This is a genomic window from Pseudomonas sp. HY7a-MNA-CIBAN-0227 (genome assembly GCF_040310325.1).
In the GTDB taxonomy this organism is placed as follows: Bacteria; Pseudomonadota; Gammaproteobacteria; order Pseudomonadales; family Pseudomonadaceae; genus Aquipseudomonas.
The window spans coordinates 109,100-131,843 of record NZ_JBEOPT010000013.1; the positions used below are offsets into that span (position 1 = coordinate 109,100).

The 22,744-nt window shown below is 60.0% G+C and carries 20 protein-coding genes; 6 read left to right on the forward strand and 14 right to left on the reverse strand.

Translation table 11 applies throughout. From position 1 onward, the window contains the following. Positions 1-34: 34 nt before the first annotated feature. Entirely contained in the window at positions 35-1,993 is a 1,959-nt protein-coding gene (locus tag AAEZ06_RS20610) for a pilus assembly protein TadG-related protein (protein ID WP_149411066.1), read from the forward strand. Here the strand turns inward: AAEZ06_RS20610 and AAEZ06_RS20615 are convergent. After that, complete coding sequence (locus tag AAEZ06_RS20615) at positions 1,990-4,731, reverse strand: PAS domain-containing sensor histidine kinase (RefSeq protein ID WP_350615942.1); 2,742 nt, start codon at positions 4,729-4,731, stop codon at positions 1,990-1,992. The genes AAEZ06_RS20610 and AAEZ06_RS20615 overlap by 4 nt on opposite strands. Beyond that, on the reverse strand, positions 4,728-5,165 hold the full coding sequence (locus AAEZ06_RS20620; protein WP_149414800.1) for a TadE/TadG family type IV pilus assembly protein: 438 nt from the start codon (positions 5,163-5,165) through the stop codon (positions 4,728-4,730). The genes AAEZ06_RS20615 and AAEZ06_RS20620 overlap by 4 nt, the downstream gene beginning before the upstream one ends. A gap of 75 nt (positions 5,166-5,240) precedes the next feature. On the opposite strand from AAEZ06_RS20620, the gene AAEZ06_RS20625 reads away from it, so the two are divergent. Beyond that, positions 5,241-5,711: a prepilin peptidase gene (locus tag AAEZ06_RS20625; protein ID WP_178114549.1), complete on the forward strand. Its 471-nt coding sequence runs from the start codon at positions 5,241-5,243 to the stop codon at positions 5,709-5,711. A gap of 125 nt (positions 5,712-5,836) precedes the next feature. After that, positions 5,837-6,610, forward strand: coding sequence for a response regulator transcription factor (locus AAEZ06_RS20630; RefSeq protein WP_149414802.1), 774 nt, complete (start codon positions 5,837-5,839; stop codon positions 6,608-6,610). 87 nt (positions 6,611-6,697) lie between these two features. Here AAEZ06_RS20630 and AAEZ06_RS20635 read toward each other — a convergent pair whose 3' ends face one another. The 8 genes from AAEZ06_RS20635 to cpaB are packed head-to-tail and all read right to left on the reverse strand — an operon-like array spanning position 6,698 to position 14,113. Further along, entirely contained in the window at positions 6,698-6,958 is a 261-nt protein-coding gene (locus tag AAEZ06_RS20635; protein WP_149414803.1) for a DUF3613 domain-containing protein, read from the reverse strand. A gap of 19 nt (positions 6,959-6,977) precedes the next feature. Next, entirely contained in the window at positions 6,978-7,694 is a 717-nt protein-coding gene (locus AAEZ06_RS20640; RefSeq protein WP_350615945.1) for a hypothetical protein, read from the reverse strand. A gap of 10 nt (positions 7,695-7,704) precedes the next feature. Further along, positions 7,705-8,592 carry a type II secretion system F family protein gene (locus tag AAEZ06_RS20645; protein WP_149414805.1) on the reverse strand — a complete coding sequence of 296 codons (888 nt, stop codon included), beginning with the start codon at positions 8,590-8,592 and terminating at the stop codon, positions 7,705-7,707. Position 8,593: 1 nt separating this feature from the next. Beyond that, positions 8,594-9,475 carry a type II secretion system F family protein gene (locus AAEZ06_RS20650; protein ID WP_149414806.1) on the reverse strand — a complete coding sequence of 294 codons (882 nt, stop codon included), beginning with the start codon at positions 9,473-9,475 and terminating at the stop codon, positions 8,594-8,596. 10 nt (positions 9,476-9,485) lie between these two features. Next, positions 9,486-10,757, reverse strand: coding sequence for a TadA family conjugal transfer-associated ATPase (locus tag AAEZ06_RS20655; protein WP_149414807.1), 1,272 nt, complete (start codon positions 10,755-10,757; stop codon positions 9,486-9,488). Further along, positions 10,754-11,947 carry a CpaE/TadZ family protein gene (locus tag AAEZ06_RS20660; protein WP_350615948.1) on the reverse strand — a complete coding sequence of 398 codons (1,194 nt, stop codon included), beginning with the start codon at positions 11,945-11,947 and terminating at the stop codon, positions 10,754-10,756. Before AAEZ06_RS20660 ends, AAEZ06_RS20655 begins: the two co-directional genes overlap by 4 nt. Further along, positions 11,944-13,149, reverse strand: coding sequence for a type II and III secretion system protein family protein (locus tag AAEZ06_RS20665; protein WP_149414808.1), 1,206 nt, complete (start codon positions 13,147-13,149; stop codon positions 11,944-11,946). Before AAEZ06_RS20665 ends, AAEZ06_RS20660 begins: the two co-directional genes overlap by 4 nt. A 19-nt stretch (positions 13,150-13,168) precedes the next feature. Next, positions 13,169-14,113, reverse strand: a complete 945-nt coding sequence (cpaB, locus tag AAEZ06_RS20670; protein WP_149414809.1) for a Flp pilus assembly protein CpaB — start codon at positions 14,111-14,113, stop codon at positions 13,169-13,171. A gap of 329 nt (positions 14,114-14,442) precedes the next feature. Between cpaB and AAEZ06_RS20675 the strand changes: the two genes are divergently transcribed. Further along, positions 14,443-14,634 (forward strand): Flp family type IVb pilin, encoded by a 192-nt coding sequence (locus tag AAEZ06_RS20675; RefSeq protein ID WP_350615951.1) that lies wholly within the window; start codon positions 14,443-14,445, stop codon positions 14,632-14,634. A gap of 63 nt (positions 14,635-14,697) precedes the next feature. Beyond that, on the forward strand, positions 14,698-15,111 hold the full coding sequence (locus AAEZ06_RS20680) for a response regulator (protein WP_350615953.1): 414 nt from the start codon (positions 14,698-14,700) through the stop codon (positions 15,109-15,111). A gap of 170 nt (positions 15,112-15,281) precedes the next feature. On the opposite strand, the gene AAEZ06_RS20685 is transcribed toward AAEZ06_RS20680, so the two are convergent. From AAEZ06_RS20685 to AAEZ06_RS20700, 4 genes are all read right to left on the reverse strand, one after another. Beyond that, a complete protein-coding gene (locus AAEZ06_RS20685; RefSeq protein ID WP_149414812.1) occupies positions 15,282-16,964 on the reverse strand; it encodes a ShlB/FhaC/HecB family hemolysin secretion/activation protein in 1,683 nt (560 codons plus the stop codon). Positions 16,965-17,128: 164 nt separating this feature from the next. Beyond that, positions 17,129-18,730, reverse strand: coding sequence for a collagen-like triple helix repeat-containing protein (locus tag AAEZ06_RS20690; protein ID WP_350615955.1), 1,602 nt, complete (start codon positions 18,728-18,730; stop codon positions 17,129-17,131). Positions 18,731-19,041: 311 nt separating this feature from the next. Continuing rightward, complete coding sequence (locus AAEZ06_RS20695) at positions 19,042-19,890, reverse strand: MaoC family dehydratase (RefSeq protein ID WP_350615957.1); 849 nt, start codon at positions 19,888-19,890, stop codon at positions 19,042-19,044. Positions 19,891-19,892: 2 nt separating this feature from the next. Next, positions 19,893-21,245: a 3-oxoacyl-ACP reductase gene (locus tag AAEZ06_RS20700; protein ID WP_350615959.1), complete on the reverse strand. Its 1,353-nt coding sequence runs from the start codon at positions 21,243-21,245 to the stop codon at positions 19,893-19,895. A gap of 114 nt (positions 21,246-21,359) precedes the next feature. On the opposite strand from AAEZ06_RS20700, the gene AAEZ06_RS20705 reads away from it, so the two are divergent. After that, positions 21,360-22,637, forward strand: coding sequence for an acetyl-CoA C-acetyltransferase (locus tag AAEZ06_RS20705; protein ID WP_350615961.1), 1,278 nt, complete (start codon positions 21,360-21,362; stop codon positions 22,635-22,637). Positions 22,638-22,744: the final 107 nt, after the last annotated feature.

Consider the following 22,744-nt stretch of genomic DNA (forward strand, 5'->3'; position numbering starts at 1 on the left):
AGCGCTCGGCAGTTCGCCGGCAAAGGAGTGCTCGATGTCTCCCCGACTTCGTTCTGGCCGCCTGGCCGGTTATTCCGGGCAACGTGGTGCGATTGGCCTGATCGCCGTTTGCGTAATGGCGTTGGCCTTGGTGTGCACGTTGCTTGTGGTCGATAGCGGACGCTTGTACCTGGAAAAGCGCAAGTTGCAGTCGATTGCCGATACCGCCGCCCTGGAAGCAGCCGGTCGCGGCGGACAATGCGCGCCCAGTACCACGGCCACCGATTACGCCAAGCAAAACGCCACGCGCAATGGCTTCACCGTAATTGCCAACGACAACAGCCGCGGGCTTGCCGTGACGTGTGGCACCTTGGTGACCAACGCCAGCAATATCCGCGTCTTTAACGCCGACGCCAGTAAAAACGATGCAATTCGTGTGGTGGCGTCGCACACGGTGACCAACAGCATCGCCAATGGCGTGTGGAACCTCTTCAGCGGTACGCCTCAAACCACTACGACGTTGTCGGCGACGGCGGTGGGGGCACTGGCGCCACCCGTAGCGCAACTGACTATTCGAAGCACGTTGGGTACGATCAACTCCGCCAAGTCAGAGATTTTGAATAAGACAATCGGCGGTTTACTTGGGGGTAGCCTTGCTCTCACTGCTGTCGGCTGGGAGGGGTTGGCCAATACCGATGTCAATCTGCTCAGTTATCTGGATCAGTTGGCCATTCAATTACATGTAACAGCAGGGGACTATCAGGCGTTGTTGAACGCCGCCGTATCCCCGACTCAATTGATCAATGCTGCGGTCAAGGTCTTGCAAGTAAACGGTACGGTGGCAGCGGCCATCATTAACAATGCAGTTTCGATTGAGGCAATTGCCCCGAATACACAACTGTTGAAAGTTGGGGACTTATTGAAGGTCGCGACCGGAACACCGGCCGCTGCCCTGAACACCAACGTGAAGTTGTTCGAATTGATTCAGGGTGTGGCCCAGCTCTCGAGTAGCAAGAGTGCTGTGAGTGCCGCGTTCCAATTGAATATTCCATTGGTGGGCAATGCTTCGATAACAACGAAAGTCATCGAGCCGCCGCAGCTTTCGGCTATCGGAAACCCAGCCTTGGCAAAGGCAGGCCTGCTGACGGGGACTAATCAGATTTTCGTGCGTACTGCACAAGTCAGGACCTTGATATCTCTCGAAATTCCCGTACTAAAGGGCGTTTCTTCGATCGCGTCGGCGGTTGTCGGCTTGACCACGCCGGTGACCGGAGTGGTAAACAGTCTGTTGCACCTGAATCTGGCAGGGGTGCTGAATGCTGTTCTATGTCTGATTTCCTGTGAATATACCGATGTCGATATCGCCTCCAAACTGGACATCTACATAGAAGCTGCCAGCGGAGAAAGCCATGTCACTGATTTCAGTTGTGCGAATCCAGCGACAAAGTCTTTAACGGTCCTAGCCAGCAGTTCTCTTGCCACGCTGGCCATCGGTAATATTGATCCTACTAAAGCTTTCTCCTCGTTAGTGCCGGTAGACGTCCAGCCGATACGGCTGATCGATATTGGTACGAGGCATTGTGTGGCGATAGTGGTGTGCAGTGCTAAACGCACACCAAATGTGGGTGGTGGTTTTCTATTGAAAGCGCAATCCACCGTGGGGCAGCGAACTGAAAGTTTGTTCTACTCACCGGTAGCTGAAATGAATTTGCTACCGACCTATAAAAGCATTTCCAGTGTCAACATCATCAATAGCCTTGGCGCGACGTTGAGCGGCCTTCAAGTGACTTATGCACCTCCTACAGGCACCGTATCAAGTGGCGCGCTTGCGTCAGTCGCGGGATTACTCACGACGGTTACCAATATCCTTGTGGAAGCGATTCAGGGCCTTCTGGCACCGCTACTGGATCCACTCGTCAATACCCTGCTGAGCGCTCTGGGTATCAGCCTGGGAAATGCCGAAATTGGCGCCAACCTAAGTTGCCATATGGGACAGGCTTACCTGGTGATCTAACCCTCCACCACCGGTAACTCCACACAAAACCTCGCCCCATGCTCACTGTTGGCAACGCTCAGCTGTCCGCCCATGTTTTCCACAATTCCGTAGCTCACTGACAACCCCAATCCGGTGCCCACGCCAATCGGCTTGGTGGTAAAAAACGGCTCGAAAATCCGTTCGAGCAACCGTGGGTCAATCCCGCCGCCGTTGTCTTCCACCCAAATCCGCACATGGCGGCTGTCGTGTTCGCAGTGCAACGAGATCCAGGGTTTGAAGTCGCGGTCCTGCTCGTGCTTGCTCAGCAGGGCGTCGCGGGCATTGACCATCAGGTTGATCAGCACCTGTTCCAGCTGGTCGACGTAGCCTTTGACCTGCACCGTGAAATCGACCGGGGTGACACGCAGGTCCAGGCCTTTGCCGCGCAGGCCTTCGCTGAGCAGGGACAGCGTGCCGTCCACCGCTTGGGCCGGGTCGAAGGGTTGCTGCTCGATTTCCGAGCGGCGCCCGAACACCCGCATATGGTCCACCACCCTGGCTGCTCGCTGGACCTGGGAGTCGATGCGCTGGAGTTTTTCCGTCAGGTAATCGATCTGCGCATCGCCGTTGCCCAGGCGTTTGAGTATGTTGACGATGGCCATGCGCATGACGTTCAGCGGCTGGTTAATCTCATGGGCAAGGCCGGTGGCCATCTCGCCAAGGGTGGCCATTTTTGCGCTTTGGGTCAGTTGTTGTTGTGAGCGGCGCACTTCGGTGTTGTCGCGCCCCACGGCCTGGATTTCTTGCAACTGGCCCTGTTCGTCGAACACGCCACGGTCGGACCAGACCCACCAGGCATGTTCGCGTCCGGGCAGTTGCAGGCTGATCTCGGCAGTGCTGACGGGAAACTCCGGGGTCAATTGAGCGATGCGCTGGATAAACGCGATGCGTTGCTCTTCTGATAGCCACTGGCTCAGATTCAGCCCCGGCAGTTGTGCTGGCGAACACTCCATGTAGTTGGCCAGCGGCGTGTTGCCGAAGGTCAGGGTCAGGTCTGGACGGTAGCGGCAGATCATCGCCGGCGAGTCCTCCACCAGAATCCGGTAGCGCTCCTCGCTCTGCTTAACCCGCTCTGCGGCCAGGGTCGCCTCGGTAATATCCAGCCACAGGCCGACGGCCTCCACCGGCAGGCCGAGGTCGTCGCGCAGCAGCTTGGCTTCGTCCAGCAGCCAGTGGTAATCGCCTTGTTTGTCTCGTACCCGATAGCGGCTGCGCACGTTGCCTTCACGCAGCAGGTGGCGGGTGCGTTCAAAGTAGAGGTCGCGGTCTTCGGGGTGGATTAACGAAGCCAGCGTGTCGTGGGTGCATTCGGCCAGGGTCCAGCCCAAAAGCGGCAACAGGCTGTCGCTGAAAAACGCTGGGTGCAAGGCGCCGCTGGCGTAGCGCTGGACGTAGATCACCGCCGGTGAACTGGCGATCAGGTTGTCCAGTCGGGCGTGGGCGGCGGCGGCTTGCAGTTGCTGGTTCTTGATATCGCTGATGTCGAGCATGAAGCCGATCCAGCGCCGGTTGTCGCCAACGCCCAGCACCTGGCCCTGGACGCGGTACCAGATGGGGTTAAGTTCGGCGTCGGTACGGTGCAGGCGCACGCTGGTCAACAAGGGTTTGCTCAACTGCTGCAAGTCCTGCAGGCGGCTGTTCAATTCCTGGCGGTCGGCCGGATGGATCAGGTCCAGCCAGTTGGCCAGGTCTAGTCGCGTGGGACCGTCCTCAAGGCTCAGGCTGCGCATGAGCTGTGGCGCGAGCTGGATCTCCTGGCTTGCCGGCGGCAGCTCCCACCAACCGGTACCGAGCAGGCCTTGCAAGGCTTCCAGGCGTTCCAGTTGCTGATGGTGACGTTGCTCGCGCAGGCGGCTGAGCAGGGGGGCGGCGAGGGCGGCGGTGAGGTTCAGCCAGTCACGGTCACTGATATCTGCCTGGCTGCTGTAAAACCCGCACAACAACCACGCCGCAACGCCTTGGCCATCGCGATACGGCACCAGGAAACCGTCGGCGTTGCCAAATACACTGTGCAGACGCGGGTGTTCACTGCGGCCCTGACCGACCGCGAGGCTCAGTGGCGTATTACCGTTGACGCTGTCCAGGCTGGTGCCCAGGCGTTGCCCGGTTTGCCATAGCGCCGGGGCGTCATGAGCCACGTATTGGCTGTAGACCAGCCAGCCCTGATCCTGTTCATCCAGCAAGGCGAGGGCCACACAGGGGATTTTCCAGCGCTGGGCCAGGCTGCGCAGGTGTTCGTTGAATACTTGCGGCAGTCGCGCCAGGCTGCAGACCCGCAATTGCTCGCTCATCTTGCAGGCCAGTTGATGGTTTTGCTCGCGGTGTTGCGCCAGCTGCCGCCCGGCCAGCAAGTCGCCGATATCCAGCAGTCGCAGGACCCAGCCATCGCCGTCCGGCTCGATCCAGCCTCTGGTCTGCAGGGTTTGCCCGGCGGCACCGTGGAAGTCCAGGTCCAGGCTGTGGTGCTGCCAGTCGGCCGGGGTTCCTTCGACACTCAGTTCGCTGCTGGTACACAGCAGATCACGCAGCAGCGGCTGGGGGTCGCTCGTCAGGTGTTGGGCAAGTTGTTGGCGCAAGGTGCCGTTGATGTGCAGCACGTGGCCTTGATGGTCCAATTGCACTTGCAAGCCCGTGGTGGGTTGGCGAGTGGGCGTGTCGAGGGGCAGGGGGCTGCTGCGGCCGAGCAAGCGCCCGAAGAGCTTGTCCCCCGAGGTCAAAATTGCAGGCTCGATTGGGCATGGAGCATGGTGGGCAGTTTGGGCAAGTCACCAATACCCGGGAGGACGATAAACGGCAGCACGCCCTTGAGATTGGTCGAGGGGTAGTTGATCTCGACCTTGAGCACGCCACCAGTGAATGTCCCGGTGACGTGTCCGGGCAGAAATTGAAAGGCGGAGGGAATCCAATCCAACTGCTTGCGCGCGAACTCTGCTGCCGCCGGCCCGACGCTTGCGGTGTAGCCAGGTGAGCTCGGGTCTATTGCCACACTGCGACGGACCGCCTCAGCCGTGGCCTGGTTGAACGACTGCATCAGCAGCAACGGCAGGCTGTAGCTGATCATTGCGTAGAACACGGCAAAAAAAACCACAAAGACCAGGGCGAACTCGATCGCCACCGCGCCTTTTTGCTTTCTAGGGAGGCCTGTTTTCATCACTGCGTCTACCCTGACTGCTACTACCTGATATCAGCATAGAATCATTCAGCAAAAAGGGATGTTTTTTACGTGATCCAAAGCATCGTGGTGTTCCTCTGGTTGGTGGTGTGTGCGGTGCAGGATATTCGTCGGCGTCAGATCGCCAATCGGCTGACTCTGGGCGCGGCGCTATTGGCGCTGGTCTATTTATTGTGGAGTGGCACGACGTGGCTGGGTGCGCCTGGTACTCAAGGCTTGTGGGCATTTGCCCTGGCGCTTTTATTGACGTTACCGGGTTATGCGTTGGGGCGTCTGGGGGCAGGCGATGTGAAGTTGCTGGCGGCCCTGGGCCTGGGGTCGAATTCGACCTATTTGCTGTGGTCGCTGATCGGCGCAGGCGTGGCGAATGTCCTGTGGCTGATACTTGCGCCCAGGCTATGGCCGCATATGAGTCAAGGACTTAGAGAGCGACTTGGATACCTGGTACCTGAACCGTCAAAAAAACTGCCTTTTGCGCCGTTTCTGCTGGTGGGGTTTTCCTTCACCTGGTTGTGTCTTCATTAGCCATCGCCTCCGGGTATCGCTATGTACATAGTCGGAAAGTACGTCTAGATTTATTGAGGTAGGTGTGTAGGAAAGATCCTCGGAACGGATAGGTCATCTTTGGCTTGCCAGGCATGGAGTAGCGCGTGAACAAGCTTACCTCTGCGGTAAAAGTGCTCGTGGTCGACGATCAACCCCTGATCGTGGAAGAGCTTTGTGAATTTCTTGAAAGCAGCGGTTATCGCTGCGTCCCTTGCCTGTCTAGCCAGCAGGCGTTGCAGCGCTTCACCGAAGACGCAGAGATTGGCCTGGTGCTGTGTGACCTGCATATGCCGGAGATGGATGGCATTGAGCTGGTCCAGGCCCTGCAGCGGGTGGCTGGCAAGCAGCGGGCATTCGAAGCCATCATGTTGACCGGTCGCGCTGACAAGCAGGACGTGATCAAGGCCCTGCGCGCCGGGATCGCTGATTACTATCAGAAGCCGATCAACCTTGATGAACTGCTCGAAGGGCTGCAGCGCCAGGAGGCCGCGCTGCAAGAGCGGCAAAAGAGTGTGCACCTGGGCCATCTGAATCAGAAGCTGCAAACGCTTTCCGAGTCCATTAATGATCTGTACCAGGACCTGGACAAGGTCCGTCGCAGCCCCACGTCGCAGAGCGAGGGCGAAGTGTCTGCCGAACAGTTGGAAATACCGGCGATCTTCAACCCGTTGTCACCGCGCCAACTGGACGTCGCCCGGCTGGTGGGCAAGGGCCAGACCAACTACCAGATCGCCTGTGAGTTGGGCATCACAGAGAACACGGTCAAGCTCTATGTGTCCCAGGTGTTGCGCCTGACCCATATGCACAACCGCACGCAGTTGGCCCTGGCGCTCTCGCCCAACAACTCGGCGATGCGCCAGCGGGTGACCGCACACTGAAGTAATAAACGCGCCCCAGTGTGTGCTTGCCTGCGATGGGCATAGGTAAGCCACATTGGGTTCTCATTGTTGTGCCGGTCGCGCTCTTCACTTACCTCCAGGCGAACTCCCTCCGCTTTTCTGGTCAAAAAACTCCGGTATCGCATGCTTGTTACTGTCCAGCCAGCGCTGCAAGGCCTGCTCGCGTTCGGCAGCGGTGGCTTTCTGCGGTACCGATGATGCGAGTTGCCCGCTGCGTTGCAACGTTATCCAGTTTTCGGTTTCTTCCTGCTGTGGGGAGGACGGCCCGGACTCAATGGCCTGTGCCATCAGGGGCAGGGCCAGCAGGGCGAGGTAATGGAATTTCATCGTCAACTCCTTGAGCCACTTACTTGATTGTTGGCGGCGGCGCATCGCTGACCGCCGCTACCTGATCCTTGGCCGCTGTTACGCTTGCCCCCTTGAGTCTCTCGGCCCTGGCCTGGGCCTCGGTGACTTGCTCCGGGCTCAGGTTCATCTGGCTGACCAACTGCGCCGCTTGCCCCCAGTTGTCCTGGTAGATGAGCAAGGTCACCAGATTGACGGCGGCGAGTTGATCACTCTGCTTTAACTCCATGGCCGTGAGGAATTCGAAGCGGGCGTCCTCCATGCGCAGTTGGTTGAGGTACACCACGCCCAGGTCATTTCGGATTTTTTCGTCGGTGGGTGCCAATCGCGCCGCACGTTGCATGTGGGCCATAGCCTGGCCGTTATCACCCTTGGCTGCGGCCAATTGCCCGAGGCCGTGCTCACCGTCGGCGGCCATGCAGGTGCCCAGCAGGCTGCGGTACAGCGGTTCGGCTTCACTGCGGCCCAATAAACGGTAAACCTTGGCTTTGCGCTGGCGTACCTGGGGCAGGGTGTCGGGCAAGTTTTGCAGGTTGGCCAGGTTGGCGTGCAGCTTGCCCTCGTTGGCCATGTCGTCGGCCAGGTTCAGCGACAGTTCCTGTTCGGAGCCGGGTTTGGCGCAGTTGCCTGGCGACATCAGGGCTGCCCAGGGCGGCTGGCCGTTACTGGCGCAACCACCGAGCATTAGCAAGCCCAGTGCGGCAATCAATGCTTTCATCAAACGCTCCTCAAAAGTTATTCAGGGCTCGGGCGATGGCGATAAACGCTGGGCCCCCGAGGACGATCAGCAAGGCAGGAAACAGGAAGACCATCATCACCACCGACATTTTGGCCGACATCTTCGAGATGTATTCCTGCAAGCGGGTCAGGCGGCGGTCATCGAGCAGTTGCTTGAGCGCCAGCAACGACTTCATCGCGCCGCCGCCCTGTTGGATCAGTTGCTGGAGGATGACGCAGGTGTCAGTGAACTCATCCACTGCCAGCGCCTTGGCGGTCTTGCCCAATTCTTCACCCAGCTCCAGGCCGGAATCGACCCGCGACAGGACCAGGCGCAGTTCATGGGTCAGGGCGGGCAACAAGCGTTGCGCTTCAGTACTCAAGACGCGCAGTGATTGCTCCACCGCCATGCCAGACTCGAACAGGATCCGCAGCAGCGGAATGAACGTCGATATTTCGCGGGCGATGCGTTGCTGCCGGTATTTTGCGGCAGCGGCCAGAATACGCTTGGGCAACAGATAGCCTAGCCCCAGGGCCAGCAAGGGCATGATCCACGGGAACTCGACCTCACGGAAGAACAACTGCTGCCCCATTGCGGTAATACCCAGCAGTACCATGGGCGTCCCGATCTGAAAGGCGGCAAACATTGAGCGTTGGCTGGCTTTTCTCCAGCCTACCCGGTTGAGCAGTATTTGCGTTTCGTTGTCCAGGCTGACCGAGCGTTGGGCAATCGAGCTGCTACCCAATTGGCGCATGAACGTGCCGAGCTTGTCTTCACGGGCCATTTGCCCTTGCAGACGCTGGGTAACCAGGCGCTGGCGTCGACGCTGTTCCATCAGGTTGCCGAGAACCAGCACAAGCGCGGCGAGAAACAGCAAGGCACTGATCAGTAGGGCCATCTCAAATACTCCGCAACATGCGCCACATGACCAGGCTGCCCGCCAGCTCCATGGCGAGGGCGATGAACAGCAGGTAGCGCCCCGTGCCATCGTTCCACATGGTCATCAAGTACCCCGGGTTGACCGTTATGAAATAACCCACCATGGCAATCGGCAGACCCGCCAGTACATAGGCCGTCATACGGGTTTCACCGGTCATGGCTTTCAGTTGGCGGGCACCCTGTTCCCGTTCGCGGATCATCTTGATCAGGTTTTCCAGCAGCTCACTGGCATTACCGCCATATCGAAGGTTGACCTTCAGGCCGAGGGCGAACAGACGGAATTCGTCCTGTTCATAGAATTCGGCGAAGTCATGGGCGGATTCCGGAAGGCTGACACCCATTTGCACATTGCGCTGAATGCGGCTCATGGCTTGTTTGAGCGGGTCCTCGGCAGCTTCGATGCCGCCCAGCACGGCGTCCGCCAGGGTGCGGCCGGATTTTAGGCTGCGCACGGTGTGGTCCAGCAACTGCGGGAGTTGCTCAATCATCCGGTGCAGGCGTCGCTGATAGCGCCAGGCAATGTACAGGTGCAGGCACAGCGGCGGTACGACAATCATCATCAGCAAACCGAGCCAACTGGCGGCAATAAAACCCATCAGCATGCCCAGGGCCCAGGACGTCAGCCACAGCCCCAGGCTGTCAGTGGGTTTGCCCAGGCCTGCGCGCAGGAACATGCGTTCAAGGCCTGTCCAGTGACCATGCTCTCCTGTCAGCAGCGGTTGCCCTTGCGCGAGTCTCTCCAGTACTCGGTCAGTTTTTGCACGACGCAGGCCGTTCTGAAACAGCCCTATCGACAGGCCGATCAGGATCACGCACATGAACATCAGAATGGGGCCGGTCATGATTGCGCTCCTATAAAGGCAGTGCCGACTCACGGCGCAGTTTGTCACCGGCAGGGTTGACCGCCTCGCGCAGGAAACCGAAGCCGGTACGCCGGTCAAGCCGGAACAGCGTGTTGGTGACGTAGACGTCGTCGCGCACGCCCACTATTTCCACGACTTCACTGACGCAGCGACGGCCATCGGGCAAGCGGGTCAGCTGGATCACCACATCCAGTGCGGCGCAGATCATTTGCCGCAGGGTTTTTTCAGCCACCACCCGCCCGGTCAGGCCCACCAGGGTTTCCAGGCGCAGCAGGGCGTCCTGGGCATTGTTGGCGTGCACGGTGCTCATAGAACCGTCGTGGCCGGTGTTCATTGCCGTCATCACGTCGAGCACTTCCACACCGCGAATCTCACCAAGGATGATGCGGTCCGGGCGCATCCGCAGGGCGTTACGGATCAGGTCGCTGGCCTTGACCTCACCATGGCCCTCGGCATTGGGCGGACGGGTTTCCAGGCGCACCACGTGGGGATGGCCCAGTTGCAACTCGGCCACGTCTTCGATGGTGACCAGGCGCTCATGAGGATTGATCAGTTGGCTGAGAATATTCAGCATCGTGGTCTTGCCGGTGCCGGTGCCGCCGCTGATCAGGATGTTGCAGCGCTTGCCCACCGCCTCCTGGAAAAACTCGAAGATTCCCTGGTCGATACTCTGCATTGCCACCAGGTCGCTGCTCTTGAGCATGTCCTTGCGAAACTTTCGAATCGACAGGCACGGGCCATCCAGGGCAATCGGTGGAATGATGGCGTTGACCCGGCTGCCATCGGGCAGTCGGGCATCGACCATCGGTGACGATTCGTCCAGGCGCCGGCCCAGCGGCGCAAGGATGCGTTGCATGACTCGCTCCACGTGGTGGGCATCGATAAAACGCAGGTCGCTTTGGTGCAGCAGGCCGTCCCGTTCGATGAACACCTTGTGCGGGCCGTTGACCAGAATCTCGGTGACCGATGGGTCGCGCAGCAGCACTTCCAACGGGCCGAAACCGGTCAGCTCGTCGACGATTTCTTCGGCCAGGCGCTCCATTTCATAACGGGAAATCGCCAGGTGCATGCGGGTGATGTACTCGGCGACCTTGTCGATGACAAATTGCGCCAGGGATTGGCGAGTGCCTTCCAGCAGGTTTTCCCCGGTCTCCTCAATGGCATCGATGATGTAGCGATGCAGCACCAGTTTCAGGCCGTCGTGATCAGTATTGCCGCCGGTACCACGGGCGGGGGCGCCGAAGAGTTTTTCGCCGCTCATTTGCTTGACCTCCGCAGCCGCTCAAACCAGCGGGTGGAGGGTTTTTCCAGGCTCTCGGAGCGTTTCGCCAGACGCTCGCCCAGGGTCCGCAGGCCTTGGGTCAGGCTTTCCCTGGGCGCCAGGGTGAACAGGGTTTGGCCCTGGTTTTTTGCATTCAGGCGTACTTCGGGACTCAATGGCAGCACTGCGATGACTTCCAGGCCAAAGCTTTTTTCCAGCGCCCCGACGTCCGGTGCGGCGCCTTTGAGGTAGCGGTCGATCAGTAGCCGTGCGTGTTCGAGCCTCATGCCTTTTTCCCGCCACAGGTTCAGTACCGCCAGGTTGCGTCGGCAGTCCAGTACGCTCTGGTCGGTGCACCACAAGAGCTTGTCGCAGTGGCTGACAAAGGTGCGAAGGGCTTCGCTGTCCGGTTGCCCGGTGAGGTTCACCACGATGTGTTGGAAGTGTTGGCGCAACGCGCTGAGCAACATGTACAACTCGGCGGCGCTGGTCAGCTCCAAAGGCTCGTCGCTGGCGGCATAGGCGAGGATTCGTAAACCGGCTTCGGCCGAAGTGAACGCACTATTGATCAGCGTGGTGTCCAGGCGCCGCAAGTGACGCAGGGCATCGCCAAAGTTGAACGAACTTTCCAGCCCCAGCAGCGCCAGGCTGTCGCCACGGGGCAGGCCCAGGTCCAGCAGTAGCGTTTGTTGCCCGCTCTTTTGCACCACCAACGCCAAGTGACTGGCCAGCAGCGCACCGTCGGCGTTGCCTTGGGTGCCATAAAGCACCGTGAGGCCGCCCAGGTGAGCATTCGGCGTCACCGGCGGCAAGCGCTTGCCCAGGCGCCGTACCAGCCCGGCCACTTCGCTGGAGCGTGAACCATAGGCGACAAAATCCCTGGCACCGGCACGCATGGCGTTTAGCACCAACTGATTGTCCATGCCGTCACCGAGGGCAACGATGGCCAGCATCGGCTTGGCTTCCAGGGCACCTTCGATCAGCGCGCTCTGGGCCACTACGTGTTCGCGGTCCAGGCCCACGAACACCAGGTTGGCGAAGGTTACGTCCACCAGCGCGAGCAATTCGTCCAGGCTGCCACCACCGGCGCTGACCACCTGGCCAAGTGGCGCCAGAGCGCCCTGGAGCCATTCCAGGTCGGTGGTGTTACGGGTGATTGCCAGGAAGGTCTGGCTCAAGCTATTGCTCATTGGGAGAGCCCCGTGCGCTTGTCGAAATTACCGTTTTCCAGGAAGTACAGGCGGTACCAGTTCGGGTCATAGTTGCGCAGCTTCTCACCGGGTAAGGACGGCAATTGCGCGTTGGCGGCCAAGGGCTGGACCAGGTGCGGGGTAACAATCATCAGCAGCTCTTTTTCCTCGCGGCTGATGTTGGAGTCGCGGAAAAACGCGCCGAGGATCGGGATGTCCCCAAGGCCTGGAAACTTGCTGATGGTCGAGCGATTGTTAGTGCTGATCAGGCCGCTGATCACGAAGCTTTCGCCATCGGCCAGTGACACGCTGGTGTCGGTACGGCGCACAGTCAGGGCCGGCACCTGGATGCCTTCGATCTGCACGGCATTGCTGTAGTCCAGCTCGCTGACTTCCGGCGCCACCTTGAGGGTGATGCGGTTGCGGTCGATGACGGTCGGAGTGAGGGTCAGGCGAATCCCGAACTCCTTGTATTCGATGGAGATGCTGTCGCTGCCACTGCTGGGGACCGGGACCGGGACCTCGCCGCCCGCCAGGAACGTTGCGCTCTGCCCGCTCATGGCCACCAGGCTGGGACGTGCCAGGGTGTAGGCAAATCCGCTGCGTTCGAGGGCGTTGATCAGCGCCGAAAACCGTCCACTACCAAAGCCGATATTGAAGCTGCCGTTGTCCAGTGGCAGTAATCCGGCCGCGCTGGTGCCGGGACTGCCGAACAGAAAGTTGCGGGTGCCGCCCAAGATCGAAGTACTGGCCTCCTTGAGCTTGGTACGGCTGACCTCGACAAAGCGGATATCGGTCTGTACCTGGCTGGGCAGCGTGGGGTCATCGGAGGGCGACAGCGCCAGGCTGGTCAATGCTGAAGTGGCCTTGCCCTTGACGAACACCATGCTCTGCCTGGGAGCTGTGGAGCAGCGGGTCCAGACCATCAGGCTGGTGGTGCCGGAGGTGATGCCCGTTAGCAGGAAGCCCCGATCACCGTTGAGGTGAACATCGGCAACTTTCGGGTCGCCAATGGCCAGGCGGGTAATGGCCACCGGGGATTGCAGCTCTTGTTGCAAGCCTTCGCCCACCGAGATGGCAGCAGGCAATTGGCCCAGGTTGGTGCAGTTGTCCGAGGCTGCGAAAGCCAGGCCGACAGGCAGGCTCGACAGCATCAGGGCCCAGGCCATTTGAGTGAACACTGGTGCGTAGCGATGGCTCATGCAAGACGTCCTTGCTCAATCAGGGGGTTTGTTGGGTCGATTGATTACCGCGTATCACCTCGATGCCGGAGCGATGAGGCGCACCTGCGTATCCGCCTTGGCTTATCTTTTTCGGAGCACCCCCCAGGGCCAGTTGAGTGAATTGGTACAGTTCGCGGTTGGCGCTTTGCAGTTTGGCCGGGGCATCGTTTTCACCGGCCCAGTACTGGCTCAGCAGTTGTTCGTCGGCGCTGCGTACTGCCAGGCGCAAGGTGCCGGTGCTGGTTGCCAGCATCAGTCGGCTCAGCAATTGCTCCGGTACAGCCAGTATCACGGTGCGTGCTGCTGCCCGGCGTTGTGCCTGCTGGGCTTTTTCTTCGGCGGTGGCGGGCGGCGGGACGGCGGGCTTGCCGTCGTTGGCCAAGCCTAGTTGATCGCCGATGCCGAGCACGCGCATGGCGGGAATGATGATTTGTGCCGACTGTTCCTCGTTGCCGGCGTCCTGGCGCAGGAACAGCAGCACATCGACATAGTCTCCGGGGCTCAGTTGGCCACCGGCGCCGACAACCTCGTCAACGGCGAGGGCCAGTGCGCGTTCGTCTGGGCGAATCATCCGCGCCAGCGGGCCGCCGGACGTGAAGCTGGTGTCGTCCAGCCAGGTGCCGGCGGACAGCGCTCGCCATGGGGTACGACCGATAGCCTGGTCAAGGCTGGTGAAGCTGCCGGCGGGTGCCGTGCGCAGTTTTTCCAGGGTCAGGTCAGCGGCGGTGAGGGTGACAAAAGGGGGAACATCATGGGCCAGGACGACCACCGTTTGGCGGGTCTGGTCTTCGACGGCGGCGACGGTTTTTTCCACAGTGGCAGATTGTGGAACTGGCTCCATAACCGGTACTGGTGCACGGCTCAGGACCAATCCCCAATAGCCTGCAAACAAGGCTCCAACCAAAAGTAACCCGGCCACTATCATGCTTACACGGCTGTTCATGACGGCTCTCCCTTTCCTGTTGCACTACGTGCTCGTCTATCCCAACGAGTTAATTTCGCAACTAGGTAGCTATGAACATCTAACTATTTCGCTATTGGAAGGTAGTCCAGCTAGGACAAAATGCCATTACTCTCCGGAAAATTTATCCGAATGCTGTAAGTGGGCTGTTAAAGCACGGTTTTATGGCGCCAAACTTACGACTAATACTTTGTAATTAATCAGTTCTTACAGTTGTGGGGGCGGGGTTTGTTGACAATGCTCTAGTGGCATACAGCAATCATCGTGCAGCCCAGCGATACCCGCGCAAAATCGCTCAAAGGAGAAGTCATATGTTCCTTGACCTGATGTTGAAGGTTTATATTCAGACCCAGTTGTTTTTTCGACGCAAGGACGGGGCGTCTGCGATTGAGTACGTGATTATTGTCTCGCTAGTTGCTGTGGTCATTATTGGGTTTGGAACCGGGATAGGCGATAAAATCAGTGCCTTACTCCTAAGAGTGCAAAACGGGATTACTACTTGACGCCATCAAACTCAAGCGAATACGGATCCTTCTTGGCAATCAATTAACTTTCAGGTATTACCCATGATCCCCTCTTCGTCCCCACGCCAACAAATCCTTCTGGTGGATGACGAAGAGGACGCACTTGTGGAACTGGCGGAGTCGCTGGAGAACGAGGGTTTTGTTTGCTTTAGGGCCACCACTGTCACCTTCGCCTTGCAAGAACTGACCCTGCACCCCGATATAGCCCTGGTCATCACCGACCTGCGCATGCCTGAGGAAAGCGGAATTTCCTTGATCAAGCGCCTGCGCGAACACACCTCCCGCCAACACCTGCCCGTGATTGTCATGTCCGGTCATGCCGATATGGATGACGTCAGCGACCTGCTGCGCCTGCAGGTCCTGGACCTGTTCCGCAAGCCCATCTACCTGGTGCGTTTGCTGGATACCTTGAACAACCTGTTCCCGTTGCCGAGGGTGAAATTGGTCAATCCTTGAAGCTGGAAACTTCTACATGCTTAGTAGGAATACTCGGTAGTAGAGAGTCTGTTTCCGTGGCGAGGGGGCAAGCCCAATGCCGGTAAGTTAAGGAAATGGAGCGCCTAACATGGGGCTGCTGCGCAGCCCAACGCGGGCAAGCCCGCTCGCCACAGGGTAGTCGCCAGATCTTACAGCTGATAACTGAAACTCAACGTGTACCGCGGCCGCCGATTGAAGCTGTCCAGGGCCATGTCCGACATTGGCTTGGCCGCTTCCAGGGCGATGTTGTAGTACTTGGCATCACCAAAGCGCAGCCCCACGGCGGCGGATGACATGTCGCTGCCCTTGACCGGCAGGTCGTTGAACCAGGCTTTGGCGCGATCGAGCACCGCATAAGGCTGCAGGACTTTTACCCAGTTTCCGCTGCGGTTGAAGCTGTAGTTGACCTCATAGGCCACGCCCCAACCCTTGTCGCCCGAGCCTTGGTCATCGGGGTAGCCACGGCCGAAATTCTGCCCGCCGAACACGGCGCGTTCGCTGTCGGGCAGGGTGTCGTTACTCCAGTACAGCGCCGCTGAAAGCACGCCTTGCCAGTTGCCTGCGAACTTGTCGCTCTGCACGCCGGACAGGCGCAGGCGGAAGAAATCCAGGTCGGCTTTTATCCCTTCCAGGTCACTGCGGGTCTTGGCGCCCAGGCCGTCGATGCCCTGGTAGAGCCCGGCGCTGAGGATGCGTAGTTGGCGGTTGTCGGCCTTGCTCCAGTCACCTTCGAAGGCCAGGGCACGCATGTCGGTTTCCACGTCAAAGCGCTGGGGGAAACCCACCAGTTGGTAGCGAGTCTTGTCGTTCACGCCATACAAGCGCGAGCCGACGGTCAGGGACTCGGCAGGAGAGGCGATCAGCGGGTGGTTCAGCCCAATGGAGAAGCGGTCGTTTTCCCGATGCGGCTTGAGTTCCAGGCCGCCGTCCAGTTGGATATGGGTGCTCGGGTCGCTGCGATAGTGGGCGCCATACAGGCTAAGTTGTGTGCCTTCGGCATTGAGAAACTGCCTGTAGTCCAGTCGGTAGTAATGTTCTTTGTCGCTGCCGGGCGGGAACAGGCCGCTGAGGCTCAGTTGCTCGCCCATTGATGTCTGGGAATTGCTGGTGCCGGCGATTAGAGCCTGCAAACCGCCACGGCTGTCGTCGGTCATGCTCATGCTGCTGGTGAAGGGTTTGCGGCTGGCCTGGATCTGCATGTGTGCGCCGCCGTCTGTGGTGCCGGGTGGCGGCACTTGCGCCTGCAAGGTGACGCCGGGAATGCGGCCCATCAGGGTGGTGTAGCGCTCAAACGTCTTGCGAGTGAGCGGGCGTTCGGCCTTGAGTTTTTCCGCCAGTTTATCGACATAGGCTGAGACCGCGCCGATATCGCCTTGTACCTGGTAATCGCGGATATAGCCCTCCACCAACACCACGCGTACCAGACCCTGGTCGAAGCGTTGTTCGGGCAGGAAGGCGTAGGACAACAGATAGCCGTCCTGTTGATAGCGGCGGGTGATGCTGCGGGTGGCTTCGATCAGTTGGGCGAGGTTGGTTTCCTGGCCAATCAGCGGCTCGAACACCTTGGCCACTTCTGCGAGCGGGTAGATCGTCCCACCTTCGATTTGCAGTTTGCGGATGGTGACTTTGGTGTCCATCAACAGCGGTTGGGCCTGGGCGCTCGGCGTGTCGGGCAATTGCGTTTGTGGCGTGACCGGGCGATAGGCGTCAGCAGGCAGGTTGGGTACGGGCAGGTTGCGGATGGTGTCGTTGCTGTTGAGAAAACTGGGCAGGGTTTCGGCCTGGATACAAACACTGATGGACAGCAAAAGCAGGGGAGTCAAAACGCGCATAGGACACTCCGTGGTCAAAACTGCAGCGGTGTTTCGCTTGGCTTCGCCGGACTCTGAGGGCGGCTGGAGGCTAGATATAAAAAGACGAGAGACTCATCTGAATCTCTCGTCTCAACCAAGCGTAGGCGCTGTAGGGGAGGCCGTCTATTCGGCCAGGTGCAATTCTATTTTTTGCCGGTCAGGCCGTTGAGCAGGCCTCCTACTCCCACGCTCCCGCTGGTTGTATCGGAAGTGCTGGCGCCCACATTCAAGCCACCGAGCAGACCACCACCACTGGTGCCGCCGGTAACCAAACCGCCGACCGAGGACACCAGACCTCCTGCTGCGGTGACTGTCTGGCCAAGGGTATTGGTGATGGGGTTGGCATTCGCGGCGGTGATGTTCGCGCCGAGGCCGCCGACCGCTGCGCCTACTTGTGTCACCAGGCCGTTGACGGGTGCGCCGATGCCGGTGGCTGTGCCGACGTTTTGGGTCAGGCTGGTGATCCCCGATGTCACAGGGTTCAGCGCTGCGCCGACGTTGGCGGTCAATGCGGCGACCGGGGCGCCCGCTGCGGTATTGGCGACACCATTACCGCCGGTGAGCGTGCCGAGGGAGGCGACGGTGTTGCCCAAGGCGCCACCGGTCACACCGGCTGCGCTGACCGTACCATTGGTATTGCCGGCATTCAGACCTGTGCCGGCACCGGCTACGATGCCGCCGACGGTTTCCAGCAGGCCCGATCCTGCTGCGCCACCACCGGTGCCCGGTGCTGGAGCGACATAACCGCCCGAGGTATTGGCCACGGTTCCGACACCCGTCAGCAGGCCACCCAGTGCGCCTGTCACAGGGTTGCCGGTACCGCCGGTGCTGGCGACTTTGCCGCCCAGGCCAGTGACCGTGGAGCCTACTTTATCCAGCAAGCCATTGACCGGACTTCCCAGGCCAGTGGTGCTGCCGACTTTGCCAGTCACGCCTTCGACCAAAGACACCACAGGCACCAGCACTTTGCTGCCGAGGGTGTTGGTCACCGAACCCAGTGGGCCGGTGGTGCTGGCGGTGCTCAAGGTGTCACCGAGCATGGTGACTTTCTGGCCGACGCCATCGACGAGGTTACCTGCTGCGCCGACGACTGTGCCGACGATTGGGATTTGCCCCAGTTGTGTGTTGGTGGTCAGGGATTTGCCGGTGGCCGAAAGGCCGGTGCCCAGGTCGCCGACGCCGTTGGCCACACCGGCCACGGTTATGCCGAGGGCGTTGCTGTTAGTGCCCAGGGTACCCAGACCATCGCTCACGCCATCGCCGATGCTGGTGACTGCGTTGCCAGCGCCAATGACCAGCCCGCCTGCCGTTACGCCCACTACCGGTACGCCACCAACGGTTGTGCCGATGCCGCCGATGGCAGTGCCGACGCCGCTAAGGGTGTCGCCCAGGTTGGCTGCAATCTGACCGGTGGTCAGCGGGCTGGTGGTAGAGCCAGTCCCGCCACCCGTGCCACCGCCGGTTCCGCCACCAGTACCGCCGCCCGTTCCGCCACCAGTACCGCCACCCGTGCCACCGCCGGTTCCGCCACCAGTACCGCCGCCCGTGCCACCGCCGGTTCCGCCACCAGTACCGTCGCCCGTGCCACCGCCGGTTCCGCCACCAGTGCCCGCACCAGCGTCCGGGGAGGACGCCGCTACGCTGCTTTTATGACCGCCACCACCGCTGCTGCAGCCTGCGAGGCTCATTGCCAGAATCAGGGCCAGCGCGGTACTTGCTTTCCATAATACGATTTGAGTTTTCATGATTGAGTTCCTTGCACCTGGTACAGCCTTTATTGTTTTCGAAAGTTCGTCACTTCTAGAGGTGGCGATACTTTCGTCCGTTAAGGCTATAACAAACTCTGAGGCTCTTTCACGCAACGCTCAACTTGGTATTAACAATTTATATACACGGGCTCGACTGTTACTTAGTGACTAATGCCAAGGGTGTAAGTCAATAATACATGGATATTTTTATCTATTAAAAACAGTTACTTGAATAAGTTGGCAGGCTATCGATAGCCTGCTATAACTTAAGGTGTATATATACAATTAATCAGCGAAAGTTCGTTGCCTCAGGCAACCGGTCGCCATTGGCCGATCATGTGTTCGATGCCTCCCGAGCCCTTCAATTGCAATTCACCGCTGGGCCCCGCCGCACTGGCCAACAAGACAACCTCACTGGGCAGCCGGACGGGCTTCTTGAACTCAACGTCTATCTCGATATTGGCAGGGGGCAAGTACTCGCTCAGCGCAGCCAGCGTACGGGCCTTGTTCCACAGACCATGGGCGATGGCCTGAGGGAAGCCGAATAACTTGGCAGTCAACGCGCTCAAGTGAATCGGATTGTAATCGCCGGATACCCTGGCATAACGGCGGCCGATATCGACGGGCGCCTTCCAGCGGGTTAACTCGCTGACATTGGAAGGTGGCGGTATGGATTGATCCGTCACGTCGCCGGCAAGCTTCACTGCGCGACAAAGCATTCGGCTTTCGGCTTCCCATAACAAGCCCAGGGAGTCTTCGACGGTGGTGATCAGGTCAAAGGTGGCGCCCTTGGCATGAGGTTGCAGGTTTTGCGTGCGTACGCTGAGCTGCACATCATTGACCCCGCCAAGGGGGCGAAGGATACGGATGCGGTTGCGTAGATGAACCAGGCCCAGCAGCGGGAACGGAAAGTCCTTGGCAGTCAGCAATTGCATTTGCAGGCCGAACGCCAGGATGTGCGGATAGGTGGCCGGCAACACCGGGCTTTCGGCAAACCCGCAGACCTTGCGATAGGCCGCCACCTCCCTGGGGGTCACCGTCATCTGGCAGCGCAGCCCCTGTTCTGGCAGTGTCGTGCCGCTGATCTTGCGCTTGAGGGCCACCCGCCAATACAGCGGCGGCAGTGAGGGAGTGCTGTCCAACGTGTGCCAATCCATGCTTATGCTCCCAAGAGACTTTGCCCACAGACCCGCAGCGCCTGACCGCTGACCGCCCCCGAACCCGGCTGACCGAGCCACGCCACGGCTTCGGCGACATCCTGGGGGATGCCGCCCTGGCCGAGGGAACTCATGCGTCGCCCGGCTTCACGCAGGGCGAAGGGAATATGTGCAGTCATCTGGGTCTCGATAAAACCAGGGGCCACGGCGTTAATGCTGATCCCACGTTCACCCAACAACGGTGCCCAGGCCTGGGCCAGGCCAATCAGCCCGGCCTTGCTCGCGGCATAGTTGGTCTGCCCGCGATTGCCGGCGATGCCGCTGATGGACGCCAGCAACACGACGCGGCCGTTGTCATGCAAGGTGCCACTGTCGAGCAGGGCCTTGGTCAGCACTTGTGGCGCGTTGAGGTTGACCGCCAGCACCGCGTCCCAATATTGCGGGGTCATGTTGGCGAGGGTCTTGTCGCGTGTGATGCCGGCGTTATGGACGACGATGTCGATGCCGTTCGGCAACTGTTCGATCAGTTGCGTGGTGGCGTCTTCGGCGCAGATATCCAGGGCAATGCTACGTGCGCCCAGGCGTGCGGCGAGAGCATCCAGATCAGCCTTGGCCTGTGGCACGTCCAGCAGGATGACCTCGGCACCGTCACGGGCCAGGGTTTCGGCGATTGAGGCGCCGATACCGCGCGCGGCGCCGGTCACCAGGGCCTTGTGCCCGGCCAGGGGGCGAGTCCAGTCCTGGACTTGCGTGGTGCAGGCCTCCAGGCGAATCACCTGGCCCGAGATGTAGGCGCTTTTGGGCGAGAGGAAAAACCGCAACGCGCCTTCCAACTGATCTTCAGCGCCGTCACCCACATACAGCAGTTGCAGGGTGCCGCCGTTGCGCAGTTCCTTGGCCAGTGACCGACTGAAGCCTTCAAGGGCGCGCTGGGCACTGGCGGCGAAAGGATCACTAAGGCTTTGCGGCGCTCGACCGAGGATCACCAGGTGCGCGCTGTGATCGAGGTTTTTCAGCAGAGGCTGGAAAAATTCCCGCAACTGTTTCAACTGATCAGTGTGCGCCAAGGCGCTGGCGTCGAACACCACCGCCTTGAGCTTGGGGCCATGGCCAGGAATCCAGGCCGGCGCCACCAAAGGTTCGGGGCCGTAGCTGAAAATCGCTTCAGTGAGTTTGTTGGCAAACGCCAAGACCTTCGCCGCCAGCGGCCCGCCGCCGATCAGCAGGGCGCCGTCTACCGGGCGCAGGCGTCCGGCCTGCCAGCGCTCCAGACGTACCGGCGACGGCAGGCCAATGGCCGCGACCAGACGATGGCCGAGGCTTGAGTTGGCGAAGTCGATATAACGATCAGACATGGAACGCTCTCCGATTGCTGGGGTTCAAACGGTGGACCACCCATGGGTGGCAGTCGTTCGATTGAGCCTAGGCTAGGCTCAAAGATTGAGCCCACAACCAACAGGGAGCTTTCCATGACTCAATTGCGCCGTGTAGCGATCATTGGCGGTAACCGCATTCCCTTCGCCCGTTCCAATGGCCCTTATGCCACGGCGAGTAACCAGGCGATGCTGACCGCGGCCCTGGAAGGCCTGATCGAGCGCTACAACCTGCACGGCCTGCGCATGGGCGAGGTGGCCGCCGGCGCGGTGCTCAAGCATTCCCGTGACTTCAACCTGACCCGCGAATGCGTGCTGGGCTCGCGGTTGTCGCCGCAAACACCCGCCTATGACATTCAACAGGCCTGCGGCACCGGCCTGGAAGCGGCGTTGCTGGTGGCCAACAAGATCGCCCTGGGGCAGATCGAATGCGGCATTGCTGGTGGTGTCGACACCACGTCCGACGCACCCATCGGCGTCAATGAAGGGTTGAGAAAAATCCTGCTGCAAGCCAACCGCAGCAAAAGCATGGCCGATAAGTTAAAAGTCTTGTTACAGCTTCGCCCCCGTCACCTCAAACCGGAACTGCCGCGCAACGGCGAACCGCGCACCGGTTTGTCCATGGGCCAGCACTGTGAGTTGATGGCGCAGACCTGGAACATTCCCCGGGCCGAGCAGGACCAACTGGCCCTGGAAAGCCATCAAAAAATGGTCGCTGCCTACGCCGAAGGTTGGCACAACGATTTGCTCACGCCGTTTCTCGGCCTGACCCGCGACAGCAATCTGCGCCCCGACCTGACCCTGGAAAAACTCGCCAGCCTCAAGCCCGCCTTTGAACGCAGCGAAAAGGGCACCCTGACTGCCGGTAACTCCACGCCGCTGACCGATGGTGCCTCCCTGGTATTGCTGGGTAGCGAAGCCTGGGCCAAGGAGCGTGGCTTACCGATCCTGGCTTACCTGCGAGATGGCGAAGCGGCGGCGGTGGACTTCGTCAACGGGGCCGAAGGGCTGTTGATGGCGCCGGCCTATGCCGTCCCACGCTTGCTGGCAAGGAATGGTCTGACGCTGCAGGACTTCGATTACTACGAAATCCACGAAGCCTTTGCCGCCCAAGTGTTGTGCACCCTTAAAGCCTGGAAGGATGCGGATTACTGCAAGACCCGCCTGGGGCTGGACGCACCGCTGGGCTCTATCGACCGCAGCCGCTTGAACGTCAAGGGCAGTTCGCTGGCGGCCGGGCACCCGTTTGCCGCCACCGGCGGGCGCATTGTCGCCAACCTGGCCAAGCTGCTGGACGCGGCGGGTCGGGGCCGCGGGCTGATCTCGATCTGTGCTGCCGGCGGCCAGGGTGTGACGGCGATTATTGAACGCTGATCTCAGCTATCATCCGCAAGCCTGGGGACAAAGCCGGCCTTGTCAGATTAATCTGGCATATTGGATGCATTCTTAAGTGGTCAAAGGTCGGTATCCTCTCCCCGCAG

Bases quoted from the DNA above. Each gene is read 5' to 3' on its own strand.
- AAEZ06_RS20610 (WP_149411066.1), top strand. From the start codon at position 35: ATGTCTCCCCGACTTCGTTCTGGCCGCCTGGCCGGTTATTCCGGGCAA.
- AAEZ06_RS20620 (WP_149414800.1), bottom strand. From the start codon at position 5,165: ATGAAAACAGGCCTCCCTAGAAAGCAAAAAGGCGCGGTGGCGATCGAG.
- AAEZ06_RS20635 (WP_149414803.1), bottom strand. From the start codon at position 6,958: ATGAAATTCCATTACCTCGCCCTGCTGGCCCTGCCCCTGATGGCACAG.
- AAEZ06_RS20640 (WP_350615945.1), bottom strand. From the start codon at position 7,694: ATGAAAGCATTGATTGCCGCACTGGGCTTGCTAATGCTCGGTGGTTGC.
- AAEZ06_RS20645 (WP_149414805.1), bottom strand. From the start codon at position 8,592: ATGGCCCTACTGATCAGTGCCTTGCTGTTTCTCGCCGCGCTTGTGCTG.
- AAEZ06_RS20650 (WP_149414806.1), bottom strand. From the start codon at position 9,475: ATGACCGGCCCCATTCTGATGTTCATGTGCGTGATCCTGATCGGCCTG.
- AAEZ06_RS20655 (WP_149414807.1), bottom strand. From the start codon at position 10,757: ATGAGCGGCGAAAAACTCTTCGGCGCCCCCGCCCGTGGTACCGGCGGC.
- AAEZ06_RS20660 (WP_350615948.1), bottom strand. From the start codon at position 11,947: ATGAGCAATAGCTTGAGCCAGACCTTCCTGGCAATCACCCGTAACACC.
- AAEZ06_RS20665 (WP_149414808.1), bottom strand. From the start codon at position 13,149: ATGAGCCATCGCTACGCACCAGTGTTCACTCAAATGGCCTGGGCCCTG.
- cpaB (WP_149414809.1), bottom strand. From the start codon at position 14,113: ATGAACAGCCGTGTAAGCATGATAGTGGCCGGGTTACTTTTGGTTGGA.
- AAEZ06_RS20675 (WP_350615951.1), top strand. From the start codon at position 14,443: ATGTTCCTTGACCTGATGTTGAAGGTTTATATTCAGACCCAGTTGTTT.
- AAEZ06_RS20680 (WP_350615953.1), top strand. From the start codon at position 14,698: ATGATCCCCTCTTCGTCCCCACGCCAACAAATCCTTCTGGTGGATGAC.
- AAEZ06_RS20685 (WP_149414812.1), bottom strand. From the start codon at position 16,964: ATGCGCGTTTTGACTCCCCTGCTTTTGCTGTCCATCAGTGTTTGTATC.
- AAEZ06_RS20690 (WP_350615955.1), bottom strand. From the start codon at position 18,730: ATGAAAACTCAAATCGTATTATGGAAAGCAAGTACCGCGCTGGCCCTG.
- AAEZ06_RS20695 (WP_350615957.1), bottom strand. From the start codon at position 19,890: ATGGATTGGCACACGTTGGACAGCACTCCCTCACTGCCGCCGCTGTAT.
- AAEZ06_RS20700 (WP_350615959.1), bottom strand. From the start codon at position 21,245: ATGTCTGATCGTTATATCGACTTCGCCAACTCAAGCCTCGGCCATCGT.
- AAEZ06_RS20705 (WP_350615961.1), top strand. From the start codon at position 21,360: ATGACTCAATTGCGCCGTGTAGCGATCATTGGCGGTAACCGCATTCCC.